Origin of the sequence: Paracoccus sp. PAR01, assembly GCF_014851995.1 — a bacterium.
Taxonomy (GTDB): domain Bacteria; phylum Pseudomonadota; class Alphaproteobacteria; order Rhodobacterales; family Rhodobacteraceae; genus Paracoccus; species Paracoccus litorisediminis.
The window spans coordinates 352,968-371,370 of record NZ_JACVAW010000002.1 but is presented as its reverse complement, the minus strand read 5'-3'; the positions used below and the strand labels follow the sequence as shown (position 1 = coordinate 371,370).

The 18,403-nt window shown below is 65.3% G+C and carries 19 protein-coding genes, 1 tRNA gene and 1 riboswitch; of the genes, 19 read left to right on the top strand and 1 reads right to left on the bottom strand.

What is annotated here, in order from left to right:
- The first annotated feature begins 56 nt into the window (after positions 1 to 56).
- From IB235_RS06960 to IB235_RS06910, 11 genes are all read left to right on the top strand, one after another.
- Positions 57 to 767 carry a response regulator transcription factor gene (locus tag IB235_RS06960; protein ID WP_192336151.1) on the top strand — a complete coding sequence of 237 codons (711 nt, stop codon included), beginning with the start codon at positions 57 to 59 and terminating at the stop codon, positions 765 to 767.
- The gene (locus tag IB235_RS06955; RefSeq protein ID WP_192336150.1) at positions 764 to 1,951 is read left to right on the top strand and encodes an FIST N-terminal domain-containing protein; all 1,188 of its coding nucleotides are present in this window, start codon (positions 764 to 766) and stop codon (positions 1,949 to 1,951) included. Before IB235_RS06960 ends, IB235_RS06955 begins: the two co-directional genes overlap by 4 nt.
- A gap of 3 nt (positions 1,952 to 1,954) precedes the next feature.
- Positions 1,955 to 3,280 (top strand): hybrid sensor histidine kinase/response regulator, encoded by a 1,326-nt coding sequence (locus IB235_RS06950; RefSeq protein WP_155038881.1) that lies wholly within the window; start codon positions 1,955 to 1,957, stop codon positions 3,278 to 3,280.
- Between the two features lie 84 nt (positions 3,281 to 3,364).
- The gene (locus tag IB235_RS06945) at positions 3,365 to 3,982 is read left to right on the top strand and encodes a hypothetical protein (RefSeq protein ID WP_155038880.1); all 618 of its coding nucleotides are present in this window, start codon (positions 3,365 to 3,367) and stop codon (positions 3,980 to 3,982) included.
- Positions 3,979 to 4,320 carry a hypothetical protein gene (locus tag IB235_RS06940; RefSeq protein WP_192336149.1) on the top strand — a complete coding sequence of 114 codons (342 nt, stop codon included), beginning with the start codon at positions 3,979 to 3,981 and terminating at the stop codon, positions 4,318 to 4,320. Before IB235_RS06945 ends, IB235_RS06940 begins: the two co-directional genes overlap by 4 nt.
- A gap of 60 nt (positions 4,321 to 4,380) precedes the next feature.
- A complete protein-coding gene (locus IB235_RS06935) occupies positions 4,381 to 5,163 on the top strand; it encodes an SDR family oxidoreductase (RefSeq protein WP_192336148.1) in 783 nt (260 codons plus the stop codon).
- A gap of 55 nt (positions 5,164 to 5,218) precedes the next feature.
- Positions 5,219 to 5,308, top strand: a riboswitch (glycine riboswitch).
- A 130-nt stretch (positions 5,309 to 5,438) separates the two neighbouring features.
- On the top strand, positions 5,439 to 6,551 hold the full coding sequence (gene gcvT, locus IB235_RS06930) for a glycine cleavage system aminomethyltransferase GcvT (RefSeq protein ID WP_192336147.1): 1,113 nt from the start codon (positions 5,439 to 5,441) through the stop codon (positions 6,549 to 6,551).
- Positions 6,552 to 6,561: 10 nt separating this feature from the next.
- Positions 6,562 to 6,918, top strand: a complete 357-nt coding sequence (gcvH, locus tag IB235_RS06925; RefSeq protein WP_155038876.1) for a glycine cleavage system protein GcvH — start codon at positions 6,562 to 6,564, stop codon at positions 6,916 to 6,918.
- Positions 6,919 to 7,049: 131 nt separating this feature from the next.
- Positions 7,050 to 9,881 (top strand): aminomethyl-transferring glycine dehydrogenase, encoded by a 2,832-nt coding sequence (gcvP, locus tag IB235_RS06920; protein WP_192336146.1) that lies wholly within the window; start codon positions 7,050 to 7,052, stop codon positions 9,879 to 9,881.
- Positions 9,882 to 9,940: 59 nt separating this feature from the next.
- The gene (trxC, locus tag IB235_RS06915) at positions 9,941 to 10,387 is read left to right on the top strand and encodes a thioredoxin TrxC (protein ID WP_192336145.1); all 447 of its coding nucleotides are present in this window, start codon (positions 9,941 to 9,943) and stop codon (positions 10,385 to 10,387) included.
- A gap of 35 nt (positions 10,388 to 10,422) precedes the next feature.
- A tRNA-Ala gene (locus tag IB235_RS06910) sits at positions 10,423 to 10,498 on the top strand.
- Positions 10,499 to 10,585: 87 nt separating this feature from the next.
- Here IB235_RS06910 and IB235_RS06905 read toward each other — a convergent pair.
- Entirely contained in the window at positions 10,586 to 11,326 is a 741-nt protein-coding gene (locus tag IB235_RS06905) for an N-formylglutamate amidohydrolase (protein ID WP_192336144.1), read from the bottom strand.
- 120 nt (positions 11,327 to 11,446) lie between these two features.
- Here IB235_RS06905 and pyk point away from each other — a divergent pair, with 120 nt between their 5' ends.
- The 8 genes from pyk (at position 11,447) to pheS (ending at position 18,379) form a co-directional block, all read left to right on the top strand.
- A complete protein-coding gene (pyk, locus tag IB235_RS06900) occupies positions 11,447 to 12,892 on the top strand; it encodes a pyruvate kinase (RefSeq protein WP_155038872.1) in 1,446 nt (481 codons plus the stop codon).
- Positions 12,893 to 12,934: 42 nt separating this feature from the next.
- On the top strand, positions 12,935 to 13,303 hold the full coding sequence (locus tag IB235_RS06895; RefSeq protein WP_192336143.1) for a hypothetical protein: 369 nt from the start codon (positions 12,935 to 12,937) through the stop codon (positions 13,301 to 13,303).
- Between the two features lie 108 nt (positions 13,304 to 13,411).
- On the top strand, positions 13,412 to 13,612 hold the full coding sequence (rpmI, locus tag IB235_RS06890) for a 50S ribosomal protein L35 (RefSeq protein WP_024843601.1): 201 nt from the start codon (positions 13,412 to 13,414) through the stop codon (positions 13,610 to 13,612).
- A gap of 12 nt (positions 13,613 to 13,624) precedes the next feature.
- Complete coding sequence (rplT, locus tag IB235_RS06885; RefSeq protein WP_155038870.1) at positions 13,625 to 13,984, top strand: 50S ribosomal protein L20; 360 nt, start codon at positions 13,625 to 13,627, stop codon at positions 13,982 to 13,984.
- A 65-nt stretch (positions 13,985 to 14,049) separates the two neighbouring features.
- On the top strand, positions 14,050 to 15,420 hold the full coding sequence (locus IB235_RS06880; RefSeq protein ID WP_192336239.1) for a cytochrome P450: 1,371 nt from the start codon (positions 14,050 to 14,052) through the stop codon (positions 15,418 to 15,420).
- A gap of 58 nt (positions 15,421 to 15,478) precedes the next feature.
- Entirely contained in the window at positions 15,479 to 16,888 is a 1,410-nt protein-coding gene (locus tag IB235_RS06875; protein ID WP_192336142.1) for a sodium:alanine symporter family protein, read from the top strand.
- A 3-nt stretch (positions 16,889 to 16,891) separates the two neighbouring features.
- Positions 16,892 to 17,230, top strand: coding sequence for an arsenate reductase family protein (locus IB235_RS06870; protein ID WP_192336141.1), 339 nt, complete (start codon positions 16,892 to 16,894; stop codon positions 17,228 to 17,230).
- Positions 17,231 to 17,296: 66 nt separating this feature from the next.
- Positions 17,297 to 18,379 (top strand): phenylalanine--tRNA ligase subunit alpha, encoded by a 1,083-nt coding sequence (pheS, locus tag IB235_RS06865; RefSeq protein WP_192336140.1) that lies wholly within the window; start codon positions 17,297 to 17,299, stop codon positions 18,377 to 18,379.
- Positions 18,380 to 18,403: the final 24 nt, after the last annotated feature.

Here is an 18,403-nt window from a genome sequence, read left to right as displayed (position 1 = left end):
TGACTGCCGCAGCGTGAAGAAGCCCGGCAACCATCTCGTTCTTTGGGAGGAGGACGGTGGACTCAGCTACCTCGAATGCGCAGGACCGCAACACGGCACGGCATCTTCCCGTCGACCGCGTGCGCGAGATCCTGATTGTCGAAGACCACCCGCTGATGTGCGATGCTCTCGCGCTGACGCTGAAGATCAGCTTTGGGCTGAAGAATGTCCGCACCGCGCGCAGCCTGTCCGCTGCGCAGGAGCAGATCCGCAATCAGGGCATGCCCGATGCGGTGATCCTTGACGTGAACCTGCCCGATGCGCGCGGGGCCGAAGGGCTGGTCATGCTGCGTCGTCAGATTCCGGATGTGCCGATCACCATGATCTCGGCCGATCTGGACAATGCGATGATCTCGGCTGCGATGGCGGCAGGGGCGCAGGGCTATGTCTCGAAGTCCCTGGCGCGAGAGGCGCTGGTCGCCAGCCTGCGCCGCATGTGGGAGGGCGAACGGGTCACCCCCGACAGCTACGTCCCCGAGGATGCGGGCGAGGAAGACGCCGCCCGTGCCGAACTGGCCCGCCGCTTTGCCAGCCTGACGCCCCAGCAGATGAAGATCCTGCGGCTGATCTGTCAGGGCAAGGCCAACAAGGAAATCAGCTACGAGCTGTCCATCGCCGAGGCCACGGTCAAGACCCACATCACCGCGATCATGTCCAAGATCAACGCCCGCCGCCGCACGCAGGCCGTGCTGCTGGCCAATAGCGTAAGGTTGTTCGAACCCGCATGAACCGCGTCCTGCCCGAGCAATGGCCGGGTGTCGCGCCTACCGACCGCCCGAAACGGACCGGGCCTGCGCCCGCCCCGCCTGTGGCCGTATCCGTGCCTTCGGATGCCCCGGATATTGTCGCGCAGGTTCTGGCCCGGCTGCAACCGGTCGATCCGGCGCTGGTCCTGCTGTTCGGGGATCCGGGGAATGGCTTGGGCGCGGTCGGTGCCCAACTGACAAAGGCGCTGGGGCCGGACTGCACAGTCGTCGGCTGCTCCTCGGCGGGTGAGATCGGGCCAAGCGGCTATTGCACGGATAGCGTGATTGCCTTGGGCTTTCCTGCGGACAGCTTTCGGGCTGGGGTCTGCATGCTGCGCGATCAGGCGCATGTGCCGGTCTCGGATTGGATGGCGACCCTGCGCCGCTTCCATGCCGATTTCGCGCCGCGTGCCGGACGGTCCTGCTTCGGTATCCTGCTGGCCGATGCACAGGCCCGGCAGGAAGACGTGCTGGTCGCCACGCTGGATGCCGCGATCCCGGGGGTGCCGGTGGTTGGCGGCTCGGCGGCGCGGGGGCTGAATTTCGCCCCCTCCTGCCAGATGGTCGCGGGCGAGGGGCGGACGGGGGCCGCAATCTTTTTGCTGGTCGAGACCGATTTCGCCGTGGCCGAAGTGTCCTTTGCGCATTTCCGTCCGACCGAGCATCGCGCCGTCGTCACCGCCGCCAACCCCCATGACCGCATCATCTGGGAGCTGAACGCCGAACCCGCCGCCGAGGAATATGCCCGCCTTGCCGGGCTGCGCCCCGAGGCCCTCACCACCACCGAATTCGCCCGCCATCCCCTGTTGCAGCGTACCGGACGGCGGCACCATGTCCGCGCCATCCGCGCGGTGACCCCGGATGGTGGCCTGCAACTGCTTTCCGGGATCGAGGCGGGGAATATCCTGACCTTGGGCAATGCCGTCGACATGACCCGCGGCTTTGCCGAAGCACTGGACGCGTTGCCCCGCCCGCCGGTGATGGTGCTGGGCTTCGACTGCATCCTACGCCGCCTTGCGCTGGAGCGCGCCGGCATGGCCGAGCAGATGTCCGACCTGCTGGCCCGCTACCATGTCGCCGGCTTCAACACCTATGGTGAGCAGCATAGCGGCATGCATGTGAACCAGACCTTTGTCGGCATGGCGCTGATGCCGCCGGAAAGTTGAGCCATGTTCCTGCGCAGCGATGACAATGAGGCCCGCCGCGTCGAAAAGCTGACGCGCATCTCGGATGTGCTGGTTGAGCGGATAGACCGGCTTGAGGAAAGCCGCGGCTCGGCATGGTCGATGTTTCAGGCCGCCGTTGCGCTGGAACAGGAGGTGCAGGCCCGCACCCGCGATCTGGAAAAGGCCCTGGCCGACCTGTCCGACCGCAACCGTGAACTGGCCGTCGCCCGCGCCTTTGCCGAAGAGGCCAACCGCTCCAAGACCCGTTTTCTGCGCGCGGCCAGCCATGACCTGCTGCAACCGCTTTCCGCCGCCAAGCTGTTCCTGTCGGCGCTGCAGGACACCGCGCAGGACGAGTTGCAGACCGAGCTGTCGCAGCGTCTGGCCGGGGCCTTTGAATCGGTCGAGGAGCTGATGCATGCGGTGCTCGACATCTCGCGGCTGGACAGCCAACGCATCGAGTTCCAGCGCAAACCTGTCCATCTGGGCGAGATGTTCCAGCGGCTGGCCGTCGAATACCTGCCAATGGCGCAGGCCAAGGGGCTGCGGCTGCGCTTTATTCCGACCATGGCGGTGGTGGAAAGCGACCCGACCTTCCTGCGGCGGATCGCGCAGAACCTGATCTCGAACGCGATCAAGTATACCGATCAGGGCGGGGTTCTGGTGGGCGCGCGCAAGCGTGGCGAATCGGTCTGGCTGGAGGTGTTCGACACCGGCATCGGCATTGCCGCCCATGACCGCGCCCGGATCTTCAACGAGTTCCACCGCATCAGCCGCGACGGCGGTGCGCCGGGCATGGGGCTGGGCCTGTCGATCGTGCGCCGGGCCTGCGCAAAACTGGGCCATCCGATCGCCATGGACAGCGAGCCGGGGCGGGGCACGGTGTTTCGTGTCAGCCTGCCTTTGGTCACGCCCGAAAGCCGGGTCATCGTGCCCGCAGCCCTGCAATCCGGGCCCTGCCTGCGCGGGCGGGTGGCGCTGGTCGTCGAAAATGACGCGGCCATGCGCCGGGCGCTGCAACTGCTGTTGCGCGACCGGCTGGGCATGGTCGCCCGTGTGACCGGCGGCACGGCCGAGGCGCTGGCCGAAATGGGCGACGACCCGCCCGATGTGGTGATCGCGGATTACAATCTGGACAATGGGGATACCGGCTTGCAGGCCATTGCCGCGCTGCGCCGGGCGGTCGGTCAACCGGTGCCCGCGATCATCATCACCGCGCGCCGCGACCCCGAGATCGGCCGCGCCGGGTTGGAGATGGGCGCGCTGGTTCTGGAAAAGCCGCTGCGCCCCGATGAACTGCAGGCGGCACTGCAGCACATGCTTGCCTAAGACCAAAGCATCAGAGCCGGATCGCCGCCCTTTCGCGATGCATGGGGCGGGGGCAGGTTCGGCCCGAGGGAAGGAACCACTGACATGAAAATATTCCGCAGTCTGGTCCTGATCGGCCTTCTGGCCGCAGGTCCCGCGCTGGCCGACAAGGCAGGCGATCTGGTTTTCACCGAACGCGGCCCCTGGCAATTGACCGATGCGCCGCTGAAATGGGCGATCAGCCAGACCGGTCCCGAGGTCGAGGGCTTCAAGCCCTTGGGGCAGGGCACGATCACCATGACGCAGATCAGCGATCCGTCCGACGGCAAGCCGGTGCTGCAACTGGCCGAGGACACCGCCCGCATCAAGCGCAAGATCGGGCCGTTTCCGGTCACCGGCGGCGACCCTTCGGTGACGTTCTTTCTGGAAACCGTGGCCCGCGACATGGCCGCGCTGACCGGGGGCAGCCCGTTCTATATCCGCAACCGGCTCAAGGATGCGCTGTTTCGGGGCGGTGAGGTGACGCAGGACGGCAACCTGACCGTCGCCAGCTTCCAGCCCTTCAAAGGCGACAAGAACAGCCAGCGCATGTATGGGTTCGAGACGCTGGTGCTGCGCTTTGCGCTGGACGATCCGAAAAAGCCGATCCGCAAGATGAGCGCGCAGACCGGTCCTCTGGCTGGCGATCGCCCCGCCTATCTCAGCGAAATGGTCCTGAAATGAGCCGGATTGCGCATCTGGTAGCGGCCATGGCGCTGTGGGCGGGGTCGGCCTCGGCGCAGTCGGTCAATGACTATCCGACCAATGCGCGGGCGGATTACGTCTTTGTCTGCATGGCGACCAATGGCCAGACCCGCGAGATGCTGGACAAATGCTCCTGCGCCATCGACCATATCGCGGAAATCCTGCCCTATGAGCATTACGTCCAGGCCGAGACCGTGCTGCGCATGCGGCAGGTCGCGGGTGAACGGACGGCCATGTTCCGGCAGGGCGCGGTGGTGAATGAAATGGTCGCCGAATACCGCCGCGCGCAGGCCGAGGCCGAGATCCTCTGCTTCTGAACTGGACAAAACGCGCGCCCCGCGTTTCCTTGGCGCCAACCATAGAAAAGGGGGAAACGCATGGATCTGGGTATCAGGGGCAAGCGCGCGCTGGTCTGCGCCGCATCAAAAGGCTTGGGCCGTGGCTGCGCCGAGGCACTGGCCGAGGCCGGGGTGGATCTGGTCATCAACGCCCGCGGCGCCGAGGCGCTTGAGCAGACCGCCAAGGACATCGCCGCGAAATACGGCGTCAAGGTGACGCCCGTGGCCGCCGACATCACCACCGAGGAAGGCCGCGCCGCCGTGCTGGAGGCGCTGGGCGGTCAGGCCGACATTCTGGTGAACAATGCGGGCGGGCCGCCGCCCGGCAAATGGACCGACTGGAGCCGCGACGATTTCATCAAGGCTATCGACGCCAACATGCTGACGGCCGTGGCGCTGATGCAGGCGCTGGTCCCGGGCATGATGGAGCGCGGCTGGGGCCGGGTCGTCAACATCACCTCGCAATCGGTGCGCACCCCGATCGCGATTCTGGGCCTGTCGAATACGGCTCGCGCTGGGCTGACCGGCTTTGTCGCTGGCATGTCGCGGCAGGTCGCGCCCGCGGGCGTGGTGGTGAACAACCTGCTGCCGGGTATCCATGCGACGGATCGCGCCGACAGCCTTGATGCGGGCGTGGCCAAGGCCGAGGGCATCAGCATTGATGAGGCTCGTCATCGCCGCGAACAGACGATCCCGACCCACAGCTATGGCACGGCCGAGGATTTCGGCGCGACCTGTGCCTTCCTGTGCAGCCAGCATGCCCGATTCATCGTCGGCCAGAACATCCTGCTGGATGGCGGGGCCTCGAACATCTCGATGTAAAGCACTGGGCGGCAGGTTGGCTCTTGCCAGAATCCTGCCGCCCGGCTAGTCCGAAAGTCGGAAATCGGGAGACACTGGCGCAAGTCAGGGCCGAAGGAGCAACCGCCCCGGTAAACTCTCAGGCAAAGCGAACCGTTTTCCGACGAAGACTCTGGAGAGTGGCGGCACATGTCGCCCGCCGAAGGGATAACGATCTCAGGCGCCCCGGACGGGGTAGGGACAGAGGGGGCATCGAAACGGACGGGATTATTCCGTCCGCAAGGTGAGGGATGCCCATGGCCGATTTACGGCGCACGAAGCTATATGATCTGCATCTCGCGCTGGGCGCGAAGATGGTTCCCTTTGCCGGCTGGGAAATGCCGGTCCAATACCCGATGGGCGTGATGGGTGAACATCTGCAGACCCGCGCAAAGGCCGGGCTGTTCGATGTCAGCCATATGGGTCAGGTGATCCTGCGCGGGCCGGATGTGGCTCTGGCACTGGAAACGCTTGTCCCCGCCGACATCGCCGGGCTGGGGCAGGGTCGACAGCGCTACGGCGTCTTTACCAATGTCACCGGTGGCATCCTTGACGACCTGATGATTGCCAACAAGGGCGATCACCTGTTTCTGGTCGTGAACGCCGCCTGTGTCGATCAGGACATCGCCCATCTGCGCAAGCTGGAAGCCTTGGGCGTATCTGTCGAACCGGTCGAGGGCCGCGCGCTGCTGGCGCTGCAAGGCCCCGAGGCCGAGGCCGTGCTGGCGCAGCTGGTTCCCGGCGTCGAGGCGATGAAATTCATGGACGTGGCCGAGTTCGACTGGAACGGCGCGACGCTGTGGGTCAGCCGCTCGGGCTATACCGGCGAGGATGGCTATGAGATCTCGATCCCCGGTGAGCGGGCCGAGGATTTCGCCCGCGCGCTTCTGGATCAGGAGGCGGTTGCCCCGATCGGTCTGGGCGCGCGTGACAGCCTGCGGCTGGAAGCCGGGATGCCGCTTTACGGCCACGACATGGATGCGGGCGTGACGCCTGCCGTCGCGGCGCTTGGCTGGTCGATCCCCAAGGCCCGCCGTTTGGGCGGCGCGCGCGAGGGCGGCTTCCCCGGAGCGGATACGGTGCTGGCCGAACTGGCCAGCGGTCCCGCGATGAGCCGTCGTGGGCTGCGCCCCGAGGGCCGCGCCCCGATCCGCGAGGGTGTCGAGATCTTTGACGCGGCCGAGGGTGGCCGGCGCATCGGTACCGTCTGTTCGGGCGGTTTCGGCCCCTCGGTCGGCGGGCCGGTGGCCATGGCAATCCTGCCGGTGGATCTGGCCGAAGGCGCGACCGTTTACGCGGAATTGCGCGGCAAGCGACTGCCTGTCACCCTGACCGCACTCCCCTTCCACAAACCGAGCTACAAGCGCTGAGAGGCCAGGCATGCTGAAATACACCGAAGACCACGAATGGCTGAAACAGGATGGCGACGAGATCATCGTCGGCATCACCGCCCATGCCAGCGAACAGCTGGGCGATGTCGTCTTTATTGAACTGCCCGAGGTCGGCCGTGAGGTCGAGGCAGGCGAGGAGATCGTGGTGATCGAATCCGTGAAGGCGGCATCCGATATCGTGGCCCCGGTCGCCGGTGTCGTGACCGCGATCAACGAGGCGCTGCCCGATGCGCCTGGCGCGGTGAATGACGACCCGCTGGGGGCGTGGTTCTTCCGCATCAAGCCGACTTCGGTCGATCTGTCCGAATTCATGGACGAGGCCGCCTATAACGAACTGATCGGCTAAGGCCGCTCTGCCGGGCCTGACGGCCCGGCGAAAACCGAGGGGGCTGTCTGCCCCCTCGGGCTCCCCCGAGGATATTTCCGCAAGAAAGAAGCCGCGCTCGCGGCGTTGCGTGACCTGACTGGAAGGCGCAGATGGCCACCTGGACCCCGACCACCTATAACCCCGACGATTTTGCCAACCGCCGTCACATCGGCCCCTCTCCGGCCGAGATGGAGGCCATGCTGAAGGTCGTCGGCGCGGATACGCTGGACACCCTGATCGAGCAGACCGTGCCCGCGAGCATCCGGCAGGAAAAGCCGCTGGACTGGCCCGCGCTTTCCGAAGCGGCGCTGCTGGGCCGCATGCGCGAAGTCGCCTCACGCAACCGCGTGATGACCAGCCTGATCGGGCAGGGCTATTACGGCACCGTGACCCCCCCGGCGATCCAGCGCAACATTCTGGAAAACCCGGCCTGGTACACGGCCTATACGCCCTACCAGCCCGAGATCGCGCAGGGTCGCCTTGAGGCGCTGCTGAACTACCAGACCATGGTTGCCGATCTGACCGGCCTTCCGGTGGCGAACGCGTCCTTGCTGGACGAGGCGACTGCCGCCGCCGAAGCGATGGCGATGGCGCAGCGCGTGGCGAAATCGAAGTCGAAGGCGTTCTTTGTCAGCGACAACCTGCATCCGCAGACGATTTCCGTCATCGAGACGCGGGCCGAACCGCTCGGCATCGAGATCATCCGCGGGACGGAATGCGATCCCAAGGCGGTGTTTGGCGCGATCTTCCAGTATCCGGGCACGTTCGGCGAGGTTCGCGACTATACGGCGGAATGCGCGGCGCTGCATGCCGCCGGTGCCGTCGCGATTTTCGCCACCGACCTGCTGGCGCTGTGTGTGCTGAAGGAGCCGGGCGCGATGGGGGCGGATATCGCCGTGGGCTCGGCGCAACGCTTTGGCGTGCCGATGGGCTATGGCGGGCCGCATGCCGGCTTCATGGCCTGCCGCGACGAGATGAAGCGCGCCATGCCGGGTCGCATCGTCGGCGTCTCGATCGACGCCAAGGGCAACAAGGCCTACCGTCTGTCCCTGCAGACCCGCGAGCAGCATATCCGCCGCGAGAAGGCCACGTCCAACGTCTGCACCGCGCAGGCCCTGCTGGCGGTGATGGCCAGCTTCTATGCCGTCTTCCATGGTCCGGTGGGCCTGCGCGCCATTGCGCAGCGCGTGCATTTGAACGCGGTGACGCTGGCCAATGCGCTGCGCGAGGCCGGGGCCGAGGTGCAGCCGGATGCCTTCTTCGACACGATCACAGTGCGCGTCGGGGTGGGCCAGCAAGGCATCATGGCCGCTGCCCGCCATCGCGGCATCAACCTGCGCAAGGTGGGCCGCGACCGGGTCGGCATCTCGGTCGATGAAACCACGGATGCGGGTGTTATCGCACGGGTTTTGGATGCTTTTGGGATCACCCATGAGGCCAGCGCCGCGACCGCGCCAGCGATCCCCGAGACGCTGATCCGTGACAGCGACTATCTGACCCATCCCGTCTTCCACATGAACCGGGCCGAGTCGGAAATGATGCGCTACATGCGTCGTCTGTCGGATCGCGATCTGGCGCTGGATCGGGCAATGATTCCGCTGGGCTCGTGCACGATGAAGCTGAACGCCGCCGCCGAGATGATGCCGATCACCTGGCCCGAATTCGGCGCGCTGCACCCATTCGCGCCGGAAGATCAGGCTGCGGGCTACCATGAGGTCTTTGCCGATCTGTCCGCGAAACTGTGCGAGATCACCGGCTATGATGCGTTTTCCTTGCAGCCTAACTCGGGTGCGCAGGGGGAATATGCGGGCCTGCTGACCATTGCCGCCTATCACAAGTCGCGCGGCGAGGATCGTGACATCTGCCTGATCCCGGTTTCCGCCCATGGCACGAACCCGGCCTCGGCGCAGATGTGCGGGATGAAGGTCGTGGTGGTGAAATCCGCTCCGAACGGCGATATCGACCTTGAAGACTTTGCCGCCCATGCCGCGAAGGCGGGCGACAGGCTGGCCGCCGTGATGATCACCTATCCTTCGACCCATGGCGTCTTTGAAGACACCGTGCGCGAGGTCTGCGACATCGCCCACAAATATGGCGGTCAGGTCTATATCGACGGCGCGAACATGAACGCGCTGGTCGGTCTGGTGAAGCCCGGAGAAATCGGCGGCGACGTGAGCCACCTGAACCTGCACAAGACCTTTGCCATCCCGCATGGCGGCGGCGGTCCGGGCATGGGTCCGATCGGCGTGAGGTCGCATCTGGCACCTTTCCTGCCTGCCGATCCGCGCACCGGCGATATCGGTGCGGTCTCGGCGGCGCCTTGGGGCTCGGCCTCGATCCTGCTGATCAGCTGGGCCTATTGCCTGATGATGGGTGGCGAGGGGCTGACGCAGGCGACGCGCGTGGCGATCCTGAACGCGAACTATATCGCGAGCCGTCTGGCCGGGGCCTATCCGGTGCTGTTCATGGGCAATCGCGGCCGCGTGGCGCATGAATGCATCCTCGACATGCGGCCGTTCCAAGCGCATGGCGTGACCGTGGACGACATCGCCAAACGTCTGATCGACAACGGTTTCCACGCGCCGACGATGAGCTGGCCGGTGGCTGGCACGCTGATGGTCGAGCCGACCGAGTCGGAAACCAAGGCCGAGATTGACCGTCTGATCACCGCCTTCGAGGCGATCCGGGCCGAGATCACCGAAGTCGCCGAGGGCCGCATCAGCGCCGAGGCCTCGCCCCTGCGCCATGCCCCGCACACGGTCGAGGATCTGGTTGCCGACTGGGATCGCGAATATTCGCGTGAGCAGGGTTGCTTCCCGCCGGGTGCGTTCCGGGTGGACAAGTACTGGCCTCCGGTCGGACGCGTCGACAACGCCTATGGCGATCGCAACCTGATCTGCACCTGCCCGCCGCTGGAAAGCTATGCCGAGGCGGCCGAGTAAGGCCCATTGAAATCCGGCATCGCGGGATCATCTTGGGGTGAAAGACCCGGAGACCCGCGATGCCCGCCGTGAAACTGACCTGCCTGTCCTGCGGACAGGTGAACCGCCTGCCCGAAGAGCGCCTGTCCGCCAGCCCGAAATGCGGGATCTGCGGCGCGGGCCTGATCGCGGCCAAGCCCCAGCCAGTCGATTTCGCGACCCTGCAAAAAGCCGCGCGCAACGACGACATGCCGCTTCTGGTCGATTTCTGGGCACCCTGGTGCGGTCCCTGCCGCGCCATGGCCCCCGAATTCGAGAAGGCCGCACAAGCGCTGAAGGGCCGGGTGAGGCTGGTCAAAATCGACACTCAGGCCCATCCGCAGGCCAGCCAACGTTGGAACATCCGCGGTATTCCGGCCTTCATCCTGTTCCGTTCGGGGCGCGAGATTGCGCGCGAGGCCGGCGCCCGCCCCGCCGCCGATCTGATCCGTTTCGCCGAGTCTGCTGCGCGCGCGAGAACGTCTTGACATTCCCATTCGGGCGGTCCAATTAGCCCCGAAGTGGGGCCGTAGCTCAGTTGGTAGAGCGCGTCGTTCGCAATGACGAGGCCAGGGGTTCGATTCCCCTCGGCTCCACCAAATCCCAGAATTCACCTGATAATCAGCGGCTTCATCTGGCGCTGGCTTGTTGCGTTTTGGCTGGTTCCTTTGCAGGCCGCTGCCAAATCAGACCCCGCAGCGATCAAGGAAGCCGTCAAGCACCGCGGCCAACCGGGCGGCCCAAAGATCCTGCCCGGCCTCGTCCTCGATCAGATCGTTGCAGATCTCGATCAGCACGTTGGGGCGGCCATGGGCCAGCGCATGGCGGTCGATGGAATCGCCGTCCAGATGGCCGGAATAGGGCTCGTTGTCGCCGGTGATCCAGCCCTTGTCGCGGCATTCGCGGATCAGGGCCGGGCCAAGCCGCTCATCCCGATGCGAATACAGCACGCCGACCGCCCATGGCCTGCGCGACCGACCGCGCAATTGCCGGGTAAAGCTGTGGATGGCGCAGATCGCCCGAAGCGGATGGCTGGCGGCCAGATCGGCATAGGCTGCGTGGTAGGGGCGGTAAAGCCGCTCCAGCCGGCGCTCGCGCTCGGCCATGTCCATGCGGCGATTGGCGGGGATGACGGTGCCGTCATAGATCCGCATCAGCAGGGTCGGATCATCCTCGCCCCGGTTCGGGTCGATCACCAGACGCGAGAAATTCGACAGGATCGCGGGCGCGTCCAGCCGTTCGGCCAGTCGTTGCGCCAGCCCCGCCGCGCCCACGTCATAGGCGATGTGGCGGGCCATGTCCGCAGGGTCGATTCCCAGGTCCCCGCCATTGATCCAGTCGGGAACACGGTTCGCCGCATGGTCGCAGGTGACAAGCCAACGCGACATGCGGTCGCGTCCGATGGTGGTGTAAGCTTCTGCCGTCATGGTTCCTTGGCCTTGCATGAGGCAAGGTTTAGTGCAAGCCCTGACCCTGGCACAGTTGCCGTGGCACGGCCAATATGGGTATACAGCGCTTGCTAGCGCAAACACCGACGGGAGAGACGGATGAGACGGCACCGCAAGGTCAAAATCGTGGCAACCCTGGGTCCATCCTCCAGCGATTTCGAGACCATCCGCAAATTGTTCGAGGCCGGTGCCGATGTGTTCCGCCTGAACATGAGCCATGGCACCCATGCCGAGCAGAAGGCGCGCTACGACATCATCCGCCGGGTCGAAACCGAATCGGGCCGCCCGATCGCGGTTCTGGCCGACCTTCAGGGGCCGAAGCTGCGCGTGGGCGCCTTTGCCGCCGGGCCGCATGATCTGGCCAATGGTCAGGCCTTCCGCTTCGATCTGGACGCCACGCCCGGCACTGCCGAGCGCGTGCAACTGCCCCATCCCGAGATCTTTGCCGCGCTCGAACCCGGTTCGGAGTTGCTGGTCAATGACGGCAAGATCCGTCTGCGCGTTGAAAAATGCGGCCCCGATTTCGCCGAATGCGTGGTCACGGCCGGTGGCGCGATCTCGAACCGCAAGGGCGTGAACGTGCCCGACGTGGTGCTGCCGCTGGCGGCGCTGTCGGACAAGGACCGCGACGATCTGGAATTCGCCTGTGAACTGGGCGTGGACTGGCTGGCCCTGTCCTTTGTCCAGCGTCCCGAAGACGTGATCGAGGCCCGCAAGCTGGCCAAGGGTCGTGCCGCGATCCTGTCGAAGATCGAGAAACCCGCCGCCGTCCGCGCATTCTCGGAAATCCTCAAGGTCTCGGACGGGATCATGGTGGCGCGGGGCGATCTGGGCGTCGAGCTGCCGGTCCATTCGGTGCCGCCGATCCAGAAGCGACTGGTTCGCCAGTGCCGCGCAGCGGCCAAACCGGTGATCGTCGCCACCCAGATGCTGGAATCGATGATCGAAAGCCCGATGCCGACCCGCGCCGAGGTTTCGGACGTGGCAACCGCCATCTATGAAGGCGCTGACGCGATCATGCTGTCGGCGGAAAGCGCCGCCGGGGCCTATCCGGTCGAGGCGGTCCTGACCATGGACGCCGTCGCCCGCTCGGTTGAAAGCGACCCGACCTATCGCGACATCATCGAAAGCTCGCGCGTGGCCAAGCGCCAGACCGTCGCCGACGGCATCGTTGCCGCGGCGCGCGAGATTGCCGAAACCACCGACATTTCCGCGATTTGCGCCTTTACCCAATCGGGCACCACCGGCAGCCTGATCGCGCGTGAACGTCCGCGCGTCCCGATTATCGCCATGTCCTCGGAGATCCCGACGCTGCGGCGGCTGTGCCTGACCTGGGGGACGCATTGCGTACTGACCCCCTCGCTGGAGCGGTTCAAGCAGGCGGTGGTCAACGCGGCCAAGGCGGCACGCGATTTCGGCTTTGCCGATGAGACCAATCAGATCGTCGTCACCGCGGGCGTGCCCTTCAATCAGGCCGGGACCACCAACATCCTGCGCATCGCGCCTTGCGACGAACGCTTGATCTATCGCACCGATCCGGAATAAGCCTTTGTTTCAACCGGATCTGCCAGCGCAAGGGACCGCATGATGATCGATATTCTGTTGCTTGCGGGCGTCGCCCTTTGTGCCCTGTCGGTGCTGCTGGCGATCCTGTCGCTGGCCCGCACGCAGGCCCCGCGCGGGGCGGCGATTGCGCTGGTTCTGGGGCTGCTGGTCCTGCTGGGGGTCAATGTCCTTGATGACCGCCCGCTTAGCCTGAACAGCGTGGCGCAGTCGTGGTCGCGCGTGACGAGCGGCAATGTCGCGCCGCCGGCTCCGGAGGCTGCGGCGCCTGCCGCTGCCCCGGAGGCTGCTGCACCTGCTGCACCTGCTGCGGCTCCGGTCACGGAGGCTCCGGCCCCTGCGGCGGAAACCCCGGCCAATCCTGCGGCCCCGGCTGCAACTCCTGCCCAATAGGGCTTGCCTTTTCGCTGGCGCCCCCGTATAGGGCGCGCTTCCACCCGCACGGCCGGCCAATATGGCATTGCCGAGTCGTGCGTTCACTCTGACCGCAAGGAGAGTAAAATGCCGAAGATGAAGACCAAATCGGCCGCCAAAAAGCGGTTCTCGATGACGGCCTCGGGCAAAGTGAAAGCTGGCCCGGCTGGCAAGCGCCACGGCATGATCAAGCGCTCGACGAAATTCATCCGCGATGTGACCGGGACCATGATCCTGTCCGATGCGGACGCGAAGATCGTCAAGAAATACATGCCCTACAACCGCTAAGGAGAACCGGACATGGCACGAGTCAAATCGGGTAAAGTCACCCACGCCCGCCACAAGAAGGTTCTTGACGCGGCGAAAGGCTATTACGGCAACCGTTCGCGCAACTTCCGCACCGCCACCCAGGCTGTCGACAAGGCGAACCAGTACGCCACCCGCGACCGCAAGAACCGCAAGCGCAACTTCCGCGCCCTGTGGATCCAGCGGATCAACGCAGCCGTCCGTCTGGTCGATGCGGAAATGACCTATTCGCGCTTCATCGCGGCGCTGGCCAAAGCCGGCATCGAAGTGGACCGCAAGGTTCTGGCCGACCTGGCCGTGCATGAGCCCGAGGCTTTCGCCGCGGTCGTTGCACAAGCCAAGGCTGCTGCCTGATCGTCATCGTCTGAAAAAGGCGAAACGTGATGAAACCCGCGCCCCCGGCGCGGGTTTTTCGTTGCATGCATGATCTCGCCGCACCCCACCCTCTGAGATCCCACTATCCCGCGCGTGTGGCGCTGGGTCGCAGGCCCTTGGGGATCATCGGCTCGGCGCTGACCGCGCGGCGCAATGTCCTTGAACTGATTCCCGAAATCGCAACGCGACAGCCCATGGTCTCGGGGCGGACCGGCAAGCGCTGGCACATGGTCATGGACCCCGGCGCCCTGCGCATCGTGCTGAAGGACCGGGTCGAGGATTACCCGAAATCGGTCATCACCAAATCGCTTCTGGAACCCGCGATCGGCCAGTCGCTGTTCGTGGCCGAGGGTGCGCATTGGCGTTGGCAGCGCCGCGCCGCCGCGCCCGCCTTTGCGCAGCGCCATATCGAGGCCCTGACCCCGGTAATGACCGCCGCTGCCGAGGCCAGTGCCCGCCGCCTTGCCGCTGCCAGCGGTCCGGTCGACATCTTTGCCGAAACCGTGGCCGCGACCTTCGAGGTGATCTCGGACGTGACCTTCTCGGGCGATGAGGGGTTTCAGCGCGACGCGGTGCATCAGGCGATCGACAGCTATATTGCGGGCGCGGCGCGGCTCTCGATTCTGGATATCATCGGCTTGCCGGGCTGGGTGCCGCGGCCGGGACGGCTGCGGTCCGGCAATGACCTGAAGCGGATGAAGCAGGTGGCCGATGACGCGATCCGGGCGCGGGCGCGGTCCGGTCCACGCGAGGTGCCCGATCTGCTGGACTTGCTGCGGGCGGGCGAGGACCCCGAGACGCACCGCGCCATGTCCATCCCCGAACTGCGCGACAACCTGCTGACCTTCATCGTCGCCGGGCATGAAACCACGGCCCTGACGCTGGCCTGGGCGCTGTATCTGTTGGCCTTCGATCCGCAGGTGCAGGACCGTGCGGCCATCGAGGCCCGCACGGTCCTGGGCGCACGCGCCGCCACCGCGCAGGATGTGGCGCAGCTGACCTATATCCGCCAGATCATCGACGAATCCCTGCGGATGTATCCGCCCGCCGCCTTCCTGTCGCGAACCTCGCTGATCCATGACCGGCTGGGCGGGCGCGAGGTCCATCCCGGCGAGACGATCATGCTGCCCATCTATGCGCTGCACCGCCACCACCTGCTTTGGGACGATCCCGACCGTTTCGATCCCGACCGCTTCGCCCCCGGCGTCACCCGCGACCGCTTTGCTTTCCTGCCTTTTGGCGCCGGTCCCCGCATCTGTATCGGCGCGAGCTTTGCCATCCAGGAGGCGGTGATCATCCTTGCCACCTTGCTGGCCCGCTTGCGGTTCGACTTGACCGAACGCCAGCCCGAGCCGCGGATGATCCTGACCCTGCGACCGCAGGGCGGAGTCTGGTTGACGGTGAAATTACGCTAATTCTTGCGCGGCTTACGCGATGGGGTCACACTCGCGGGCATGTGACAGGAGCAAGCTCATGACAGCGATCATTGACTTCCTGAATACGATTTTCTGGGGATATGTTCTGATTTACGGCCTGCTGGCGGTCGGTATCTATTTCACCATTCGCCTCGGCTTCATCCAGATCCTGCATTTTGGGGAAATGTTTCGCTGCGTGCTGGGATCACGTGCGGCGGACAAGGACGGGATCTCGCCCTTTCAGGCGTTGACGGTCAGTCTCGCCAGTCGCGTCGGCACCGGCAACATCGCGGGTGTGGCGGTGGCAATCACGCTGGGCGGGCCGGGGGCGATCTTCTGGATGTGGATGGTCGCGCTGGTCGGCATGGCCACGGCCTATGCCGAATCCACACTGGCGCAGCTTTACAAGGAACACGGGCCGGGCGGCATGTATCGCGGCGGTCCGGCCTTTTACATCAAGAAGGGACTGGGGCAGGGGTGGCTTGCGGGGATTTTCGCCGTGACGCTCATCGTCACCTTCGGGCTGATCTTCAACGCCGTGCAGTCGAACTCGATCGCCGAGGCTGCCTCGGGGGCTTTCGGCCTCAATAAGGCGGTGGTCGGCATCGCGGTCGCAGTGCTGTCGGCGCTGATCATCTTTGGCGGCATTCCGCAGATTGCACGGGTGGCCGAGTTCATGGTGCCGTTCATGGCGGGGGCCTATCTGCTGGCGGCAGCATGGGTGATGATCGCCAACATCACCGAGGTTCCCGGCGTCTTTGGCCATATCATCGCCTCGGCCTTTGGCTGGCAAGAGGCGGCGGGCGGTGCCGCAGGCGGCATCGCGGCGGCCATGATGAACGGGGTCAAACGCGGCCTTTTCTCGAACGAGGCGGGCATGGGCTCGGCCCCGAACATTGCCGCGGTTGCGGTTCCCGTTCCGCACCACCCGTCAAGTCAGGGCTTCGTGCAGGCGCTTGGCGTTTTCATCGACACGCTGATGGTCTGTTCGGCCACGGCGGTGATGATCCTGCTGTCGGGCGCGATCCCTTCGGCGGAACTGACGGGCGTGGCGCTGACTCAGGCAGCATTGACCGAGCACTTCGGCGGCTTCGGCCAGACTTTCGTGGCGGTGGCGATCTTCTTCTTCGCCTTCACCTCGATCATCGGCAACTACGCCTATGCCGAGAACGCGATGGTCTTTCTTGGCCATAACCACATGACCGGAGTCGTCGTCCTGCGCGTCGCGGTCATTGCCATGGTGATCTGGGGCGCAATCCAGAAGGTGCAGACGGTCTTTGACTTTGCCGATGCCTCGATGGGGCTGATGGCGACAATCAACCTGTTCGCCATCGTTGCGCTGTCGGGAACGATCACCTATGTCACCCGCGACTATCTGAACCAGCGCGCCGCGGGCCGCGACCCGACCTTCCGTGTCAGCGACCATCCCGAAATCGCGCCGGGCGTGAATCCCTTGATCTGGAAGTAAGACGTGATCACCATCTACCACAAGCCGAACTGCAGCACCTCTCGCAAGGTGCTGCAGATGATCCGCGATGCCGGGCATGAGCCGCGTGTCATCGACTATATCAAGCAGGGCTGGGACCGCGAGGTTTTGGCGGATCTGCTCAAGGCCGCCAGCCTGACACCCGCGCAGGCGCTGCGCGTCAAGGGCACCGACGCCGCCGAGCGCGGGCTGGTCGGCGCGGATGATGCGACCATCCTTGACCACATGGTGCAGAACCCTGCGCTGGTCGAGCGTCCCATCGTCGCCGGCCCCCGCGCCACGCGTCTTTGCCGTCCCGTTGATCTGGTCGGCCAGACCTACTGACCCCCGCACACTTTCGCATTCCGCCCGTGCGTGATAAGGCGCGCGGGAACCGCAAGGAAAGCCGCCATGTCCGATCTGATCACCCTTCGCCAGTCCTATCTCGACCGCATCTCGACCGCCGCCGATGCCGATGCACTGGAACAGGTGCGCCTTGGCGCCCTTGGCAAGAAGGGCGAGATCAGTGGCATGATGAAGGAATTGGGGCGCATGACCCCGGAAGAGCGCCAGACCCGTGGTGCCGACCTGAACCGCCTGAAGGACGAGATCGACGCCGCCCTGCGCGCCCGCAAGCAGGGCATGGAGGACGCGGCACTGGACGCGCGCCTGAAAGAGGAATGGCTGGACGTGACCCTGCCGGGCCGTCCGCGCGGGCAGGGGACCATCCACCCGGTCAGCCAGGTCACCGAGGAAGTCACCGCGATCTTTGCCGATATGGGCTTCCGCGTCGCCGAAGGGCCGCAGATCGAATCCGACTGGTTCAACTTCGACGCGCTGAACATCCCGCCCGAGCACCCCGCCCGGCAGGAACATGACACTTTCTTCATGGCCCGCGCCGAGGATGACCCGCGTCCCCCGCATGTCCTGCGCACCCATACTTCGCCGGTGCAGATCCGCGCCATGCAGGCAACGGGCGCCCCGATCCGCGTCATCGCGCCGGGCCGTGTCTATCGCATGGACATGGACCAGACCCATTCGCCGATGTTCCATCAGGTCGAGGGTCTTGCCCTTGGCAAGGACATCTCGATGGCGAACCTGAAATGGACGCTGGAGGAATTCTGCCGTGCCTTCTTCGAGGTCGACAATGTCGAGCTGCGCTTCCGCGCCAGTCATTTCCCCTTCACCGAACCCTCGGCCGAGGTCGATATCCGCTGCTCCTGGGAGGGCGGCAAGCTGACCATCGGGCAGGGCAATTCCTGGCTGGAGATCCTCGGTTCCGGCATGGTTCACCCCAAGGTTCTGGCGGCCGCTGGCGTCGATCCGAACGAATGGCAGGGCTTCGCCTTTGGCATGGGCATCGACCGTATCGCCATGCTGAAATACGGTATCCCCGACCTGCGGGCCTTCTTCGAATCCGATCTGCGCTGGCTGCGCCATTACGGCTTTGCTGCCGGTGATGTGCCCAGTGTGGCGGGCGGGTTGTCGCGCTAAACGCGCCAATCTCATCATCCCGCC

What these genes read in the sequence shown, in the direction of transcription:
- gcvP (WP_192336146.1), top strand. Translation starts at nt 7,050, where the DNA reads ATGGCCACCTGGACCCCGACCACCTATAACCCCGACGATTTTGCCAAC.
- IB235_RS06895 (WP_192336143.1), top strand. Translation starts at nt 12,935, where the DNA reads ATGATCGATATTCTGTTGCTTGCGGGCGTCGCCCTTTGTGCCCTGTCG.
- IB235_RS06935 (WP_192336148.1), top strand. Translation starts at nt 4,381, where the DNA reads ATGGATCTGGGTATCAGGGGCAAGCGCGCGCTGGTCTGCGCCGCATCA.
- IB235_RS06905 (WP_192336144.1), bottom strand. Translation starts at nt 11,326, where the DNA reads ATGACGGCAGAAGCTTACACCACCATCGGACGCGACCGCATGTCGCGT.
- pyk (WP_155038872.1), top strand. Translation starts at nt 11,447, where the DNA reads ATGAGACGGCACCGCAAGGTCAAAATCGTGGCAACCCTGGGTCCATCC.
- IB235_RS06940 (WP_192336149.1), top strand. Translation starts at nt 3,979, where the DNA reads ATGAGCCGGATTGCGCATCTGGTAGCGGCCATGGCGCTGTGGGCGGGG.
- IB235_RS06880 (WP_192336239.1), top strand. Translation starts at nt 14,050, where the DNA reads ATGCATGATCTCGCCGCACCCCACCCTCTGAGATCCCACTATCCCGCG.
- rpmI (WP_024843601.1), top strand. Translation starts at nt 13,412, where the DNA reads ATGCCGAAGATGAAGACCAAATCGGCCGCCAAAAAGCGGTTCTCGATG.
- trxC (WP_192336145.1), top strand. Translation starts at nt 9,941, where the DNA reads ATGCCCGCCGTGAAACTGACCTGCCTGTCCTGCGGACAGGTGAACCGC.
- IB235_RS06945 (WP_155038880.1), top strand. Translation starts at nt 3,365, where the DNA reads ATGAAAATATTCCGCAGTCTGGTCCTGATCGGCCTTCTGGCCGCAGGT.
- IB235_RS06955 (WP_192336150.1), top strand. Translation starts at nt 764, where the DNA reads ATGAACCGCGTCCTGCCCGAGCAATGGCCGGGTGTCGCGCCTACCGAC.
- gcvT (WP_192336147.1), top strand. Translation starts at nt 5,439, where the DNA reads ATGGCCGATTTACGGCGCACGAAGCTATATGATCTGCATCTCGCGCTG.
- gcvH (WP_155038876.1), top strand. Translation starts at nt 6,562, where the DNA reads ATGCTGAAATACACCGAAGACCACGAATGGCTGAAACAGGATGGCGAC.
- rplT (WP_155038870.1), top strand. Translation starts at nt 13,625, where the DNA reads ATGGCACGAGTCAAATCGGGTAAAGTCACCCACGCCCGCCACAAGAAG.
- IB235_RS06950 (WP_155038881.1), top strand. Translation starts at nt 1,955, where the DNA reads ATGTTCCTGCGCAGCGATGACAATGAGGCCCGCCGCGTCGAAAAGCTG.
- pheS (WP_192336140.1), top strand. Translation starts at nt 17,297, where the DNA reads ATGTCCGATCTGATCACCCTTCGCCAGTCCTATCTCGACCGCATCTCG.
- IB235_RS06875 (WP_192336142.1), top strand. Translation starts at nt 15,479, where the DNA reads ATGACAGCGATCATTGACTTCCTGAATACGATTTTCTGGGGATATGTT.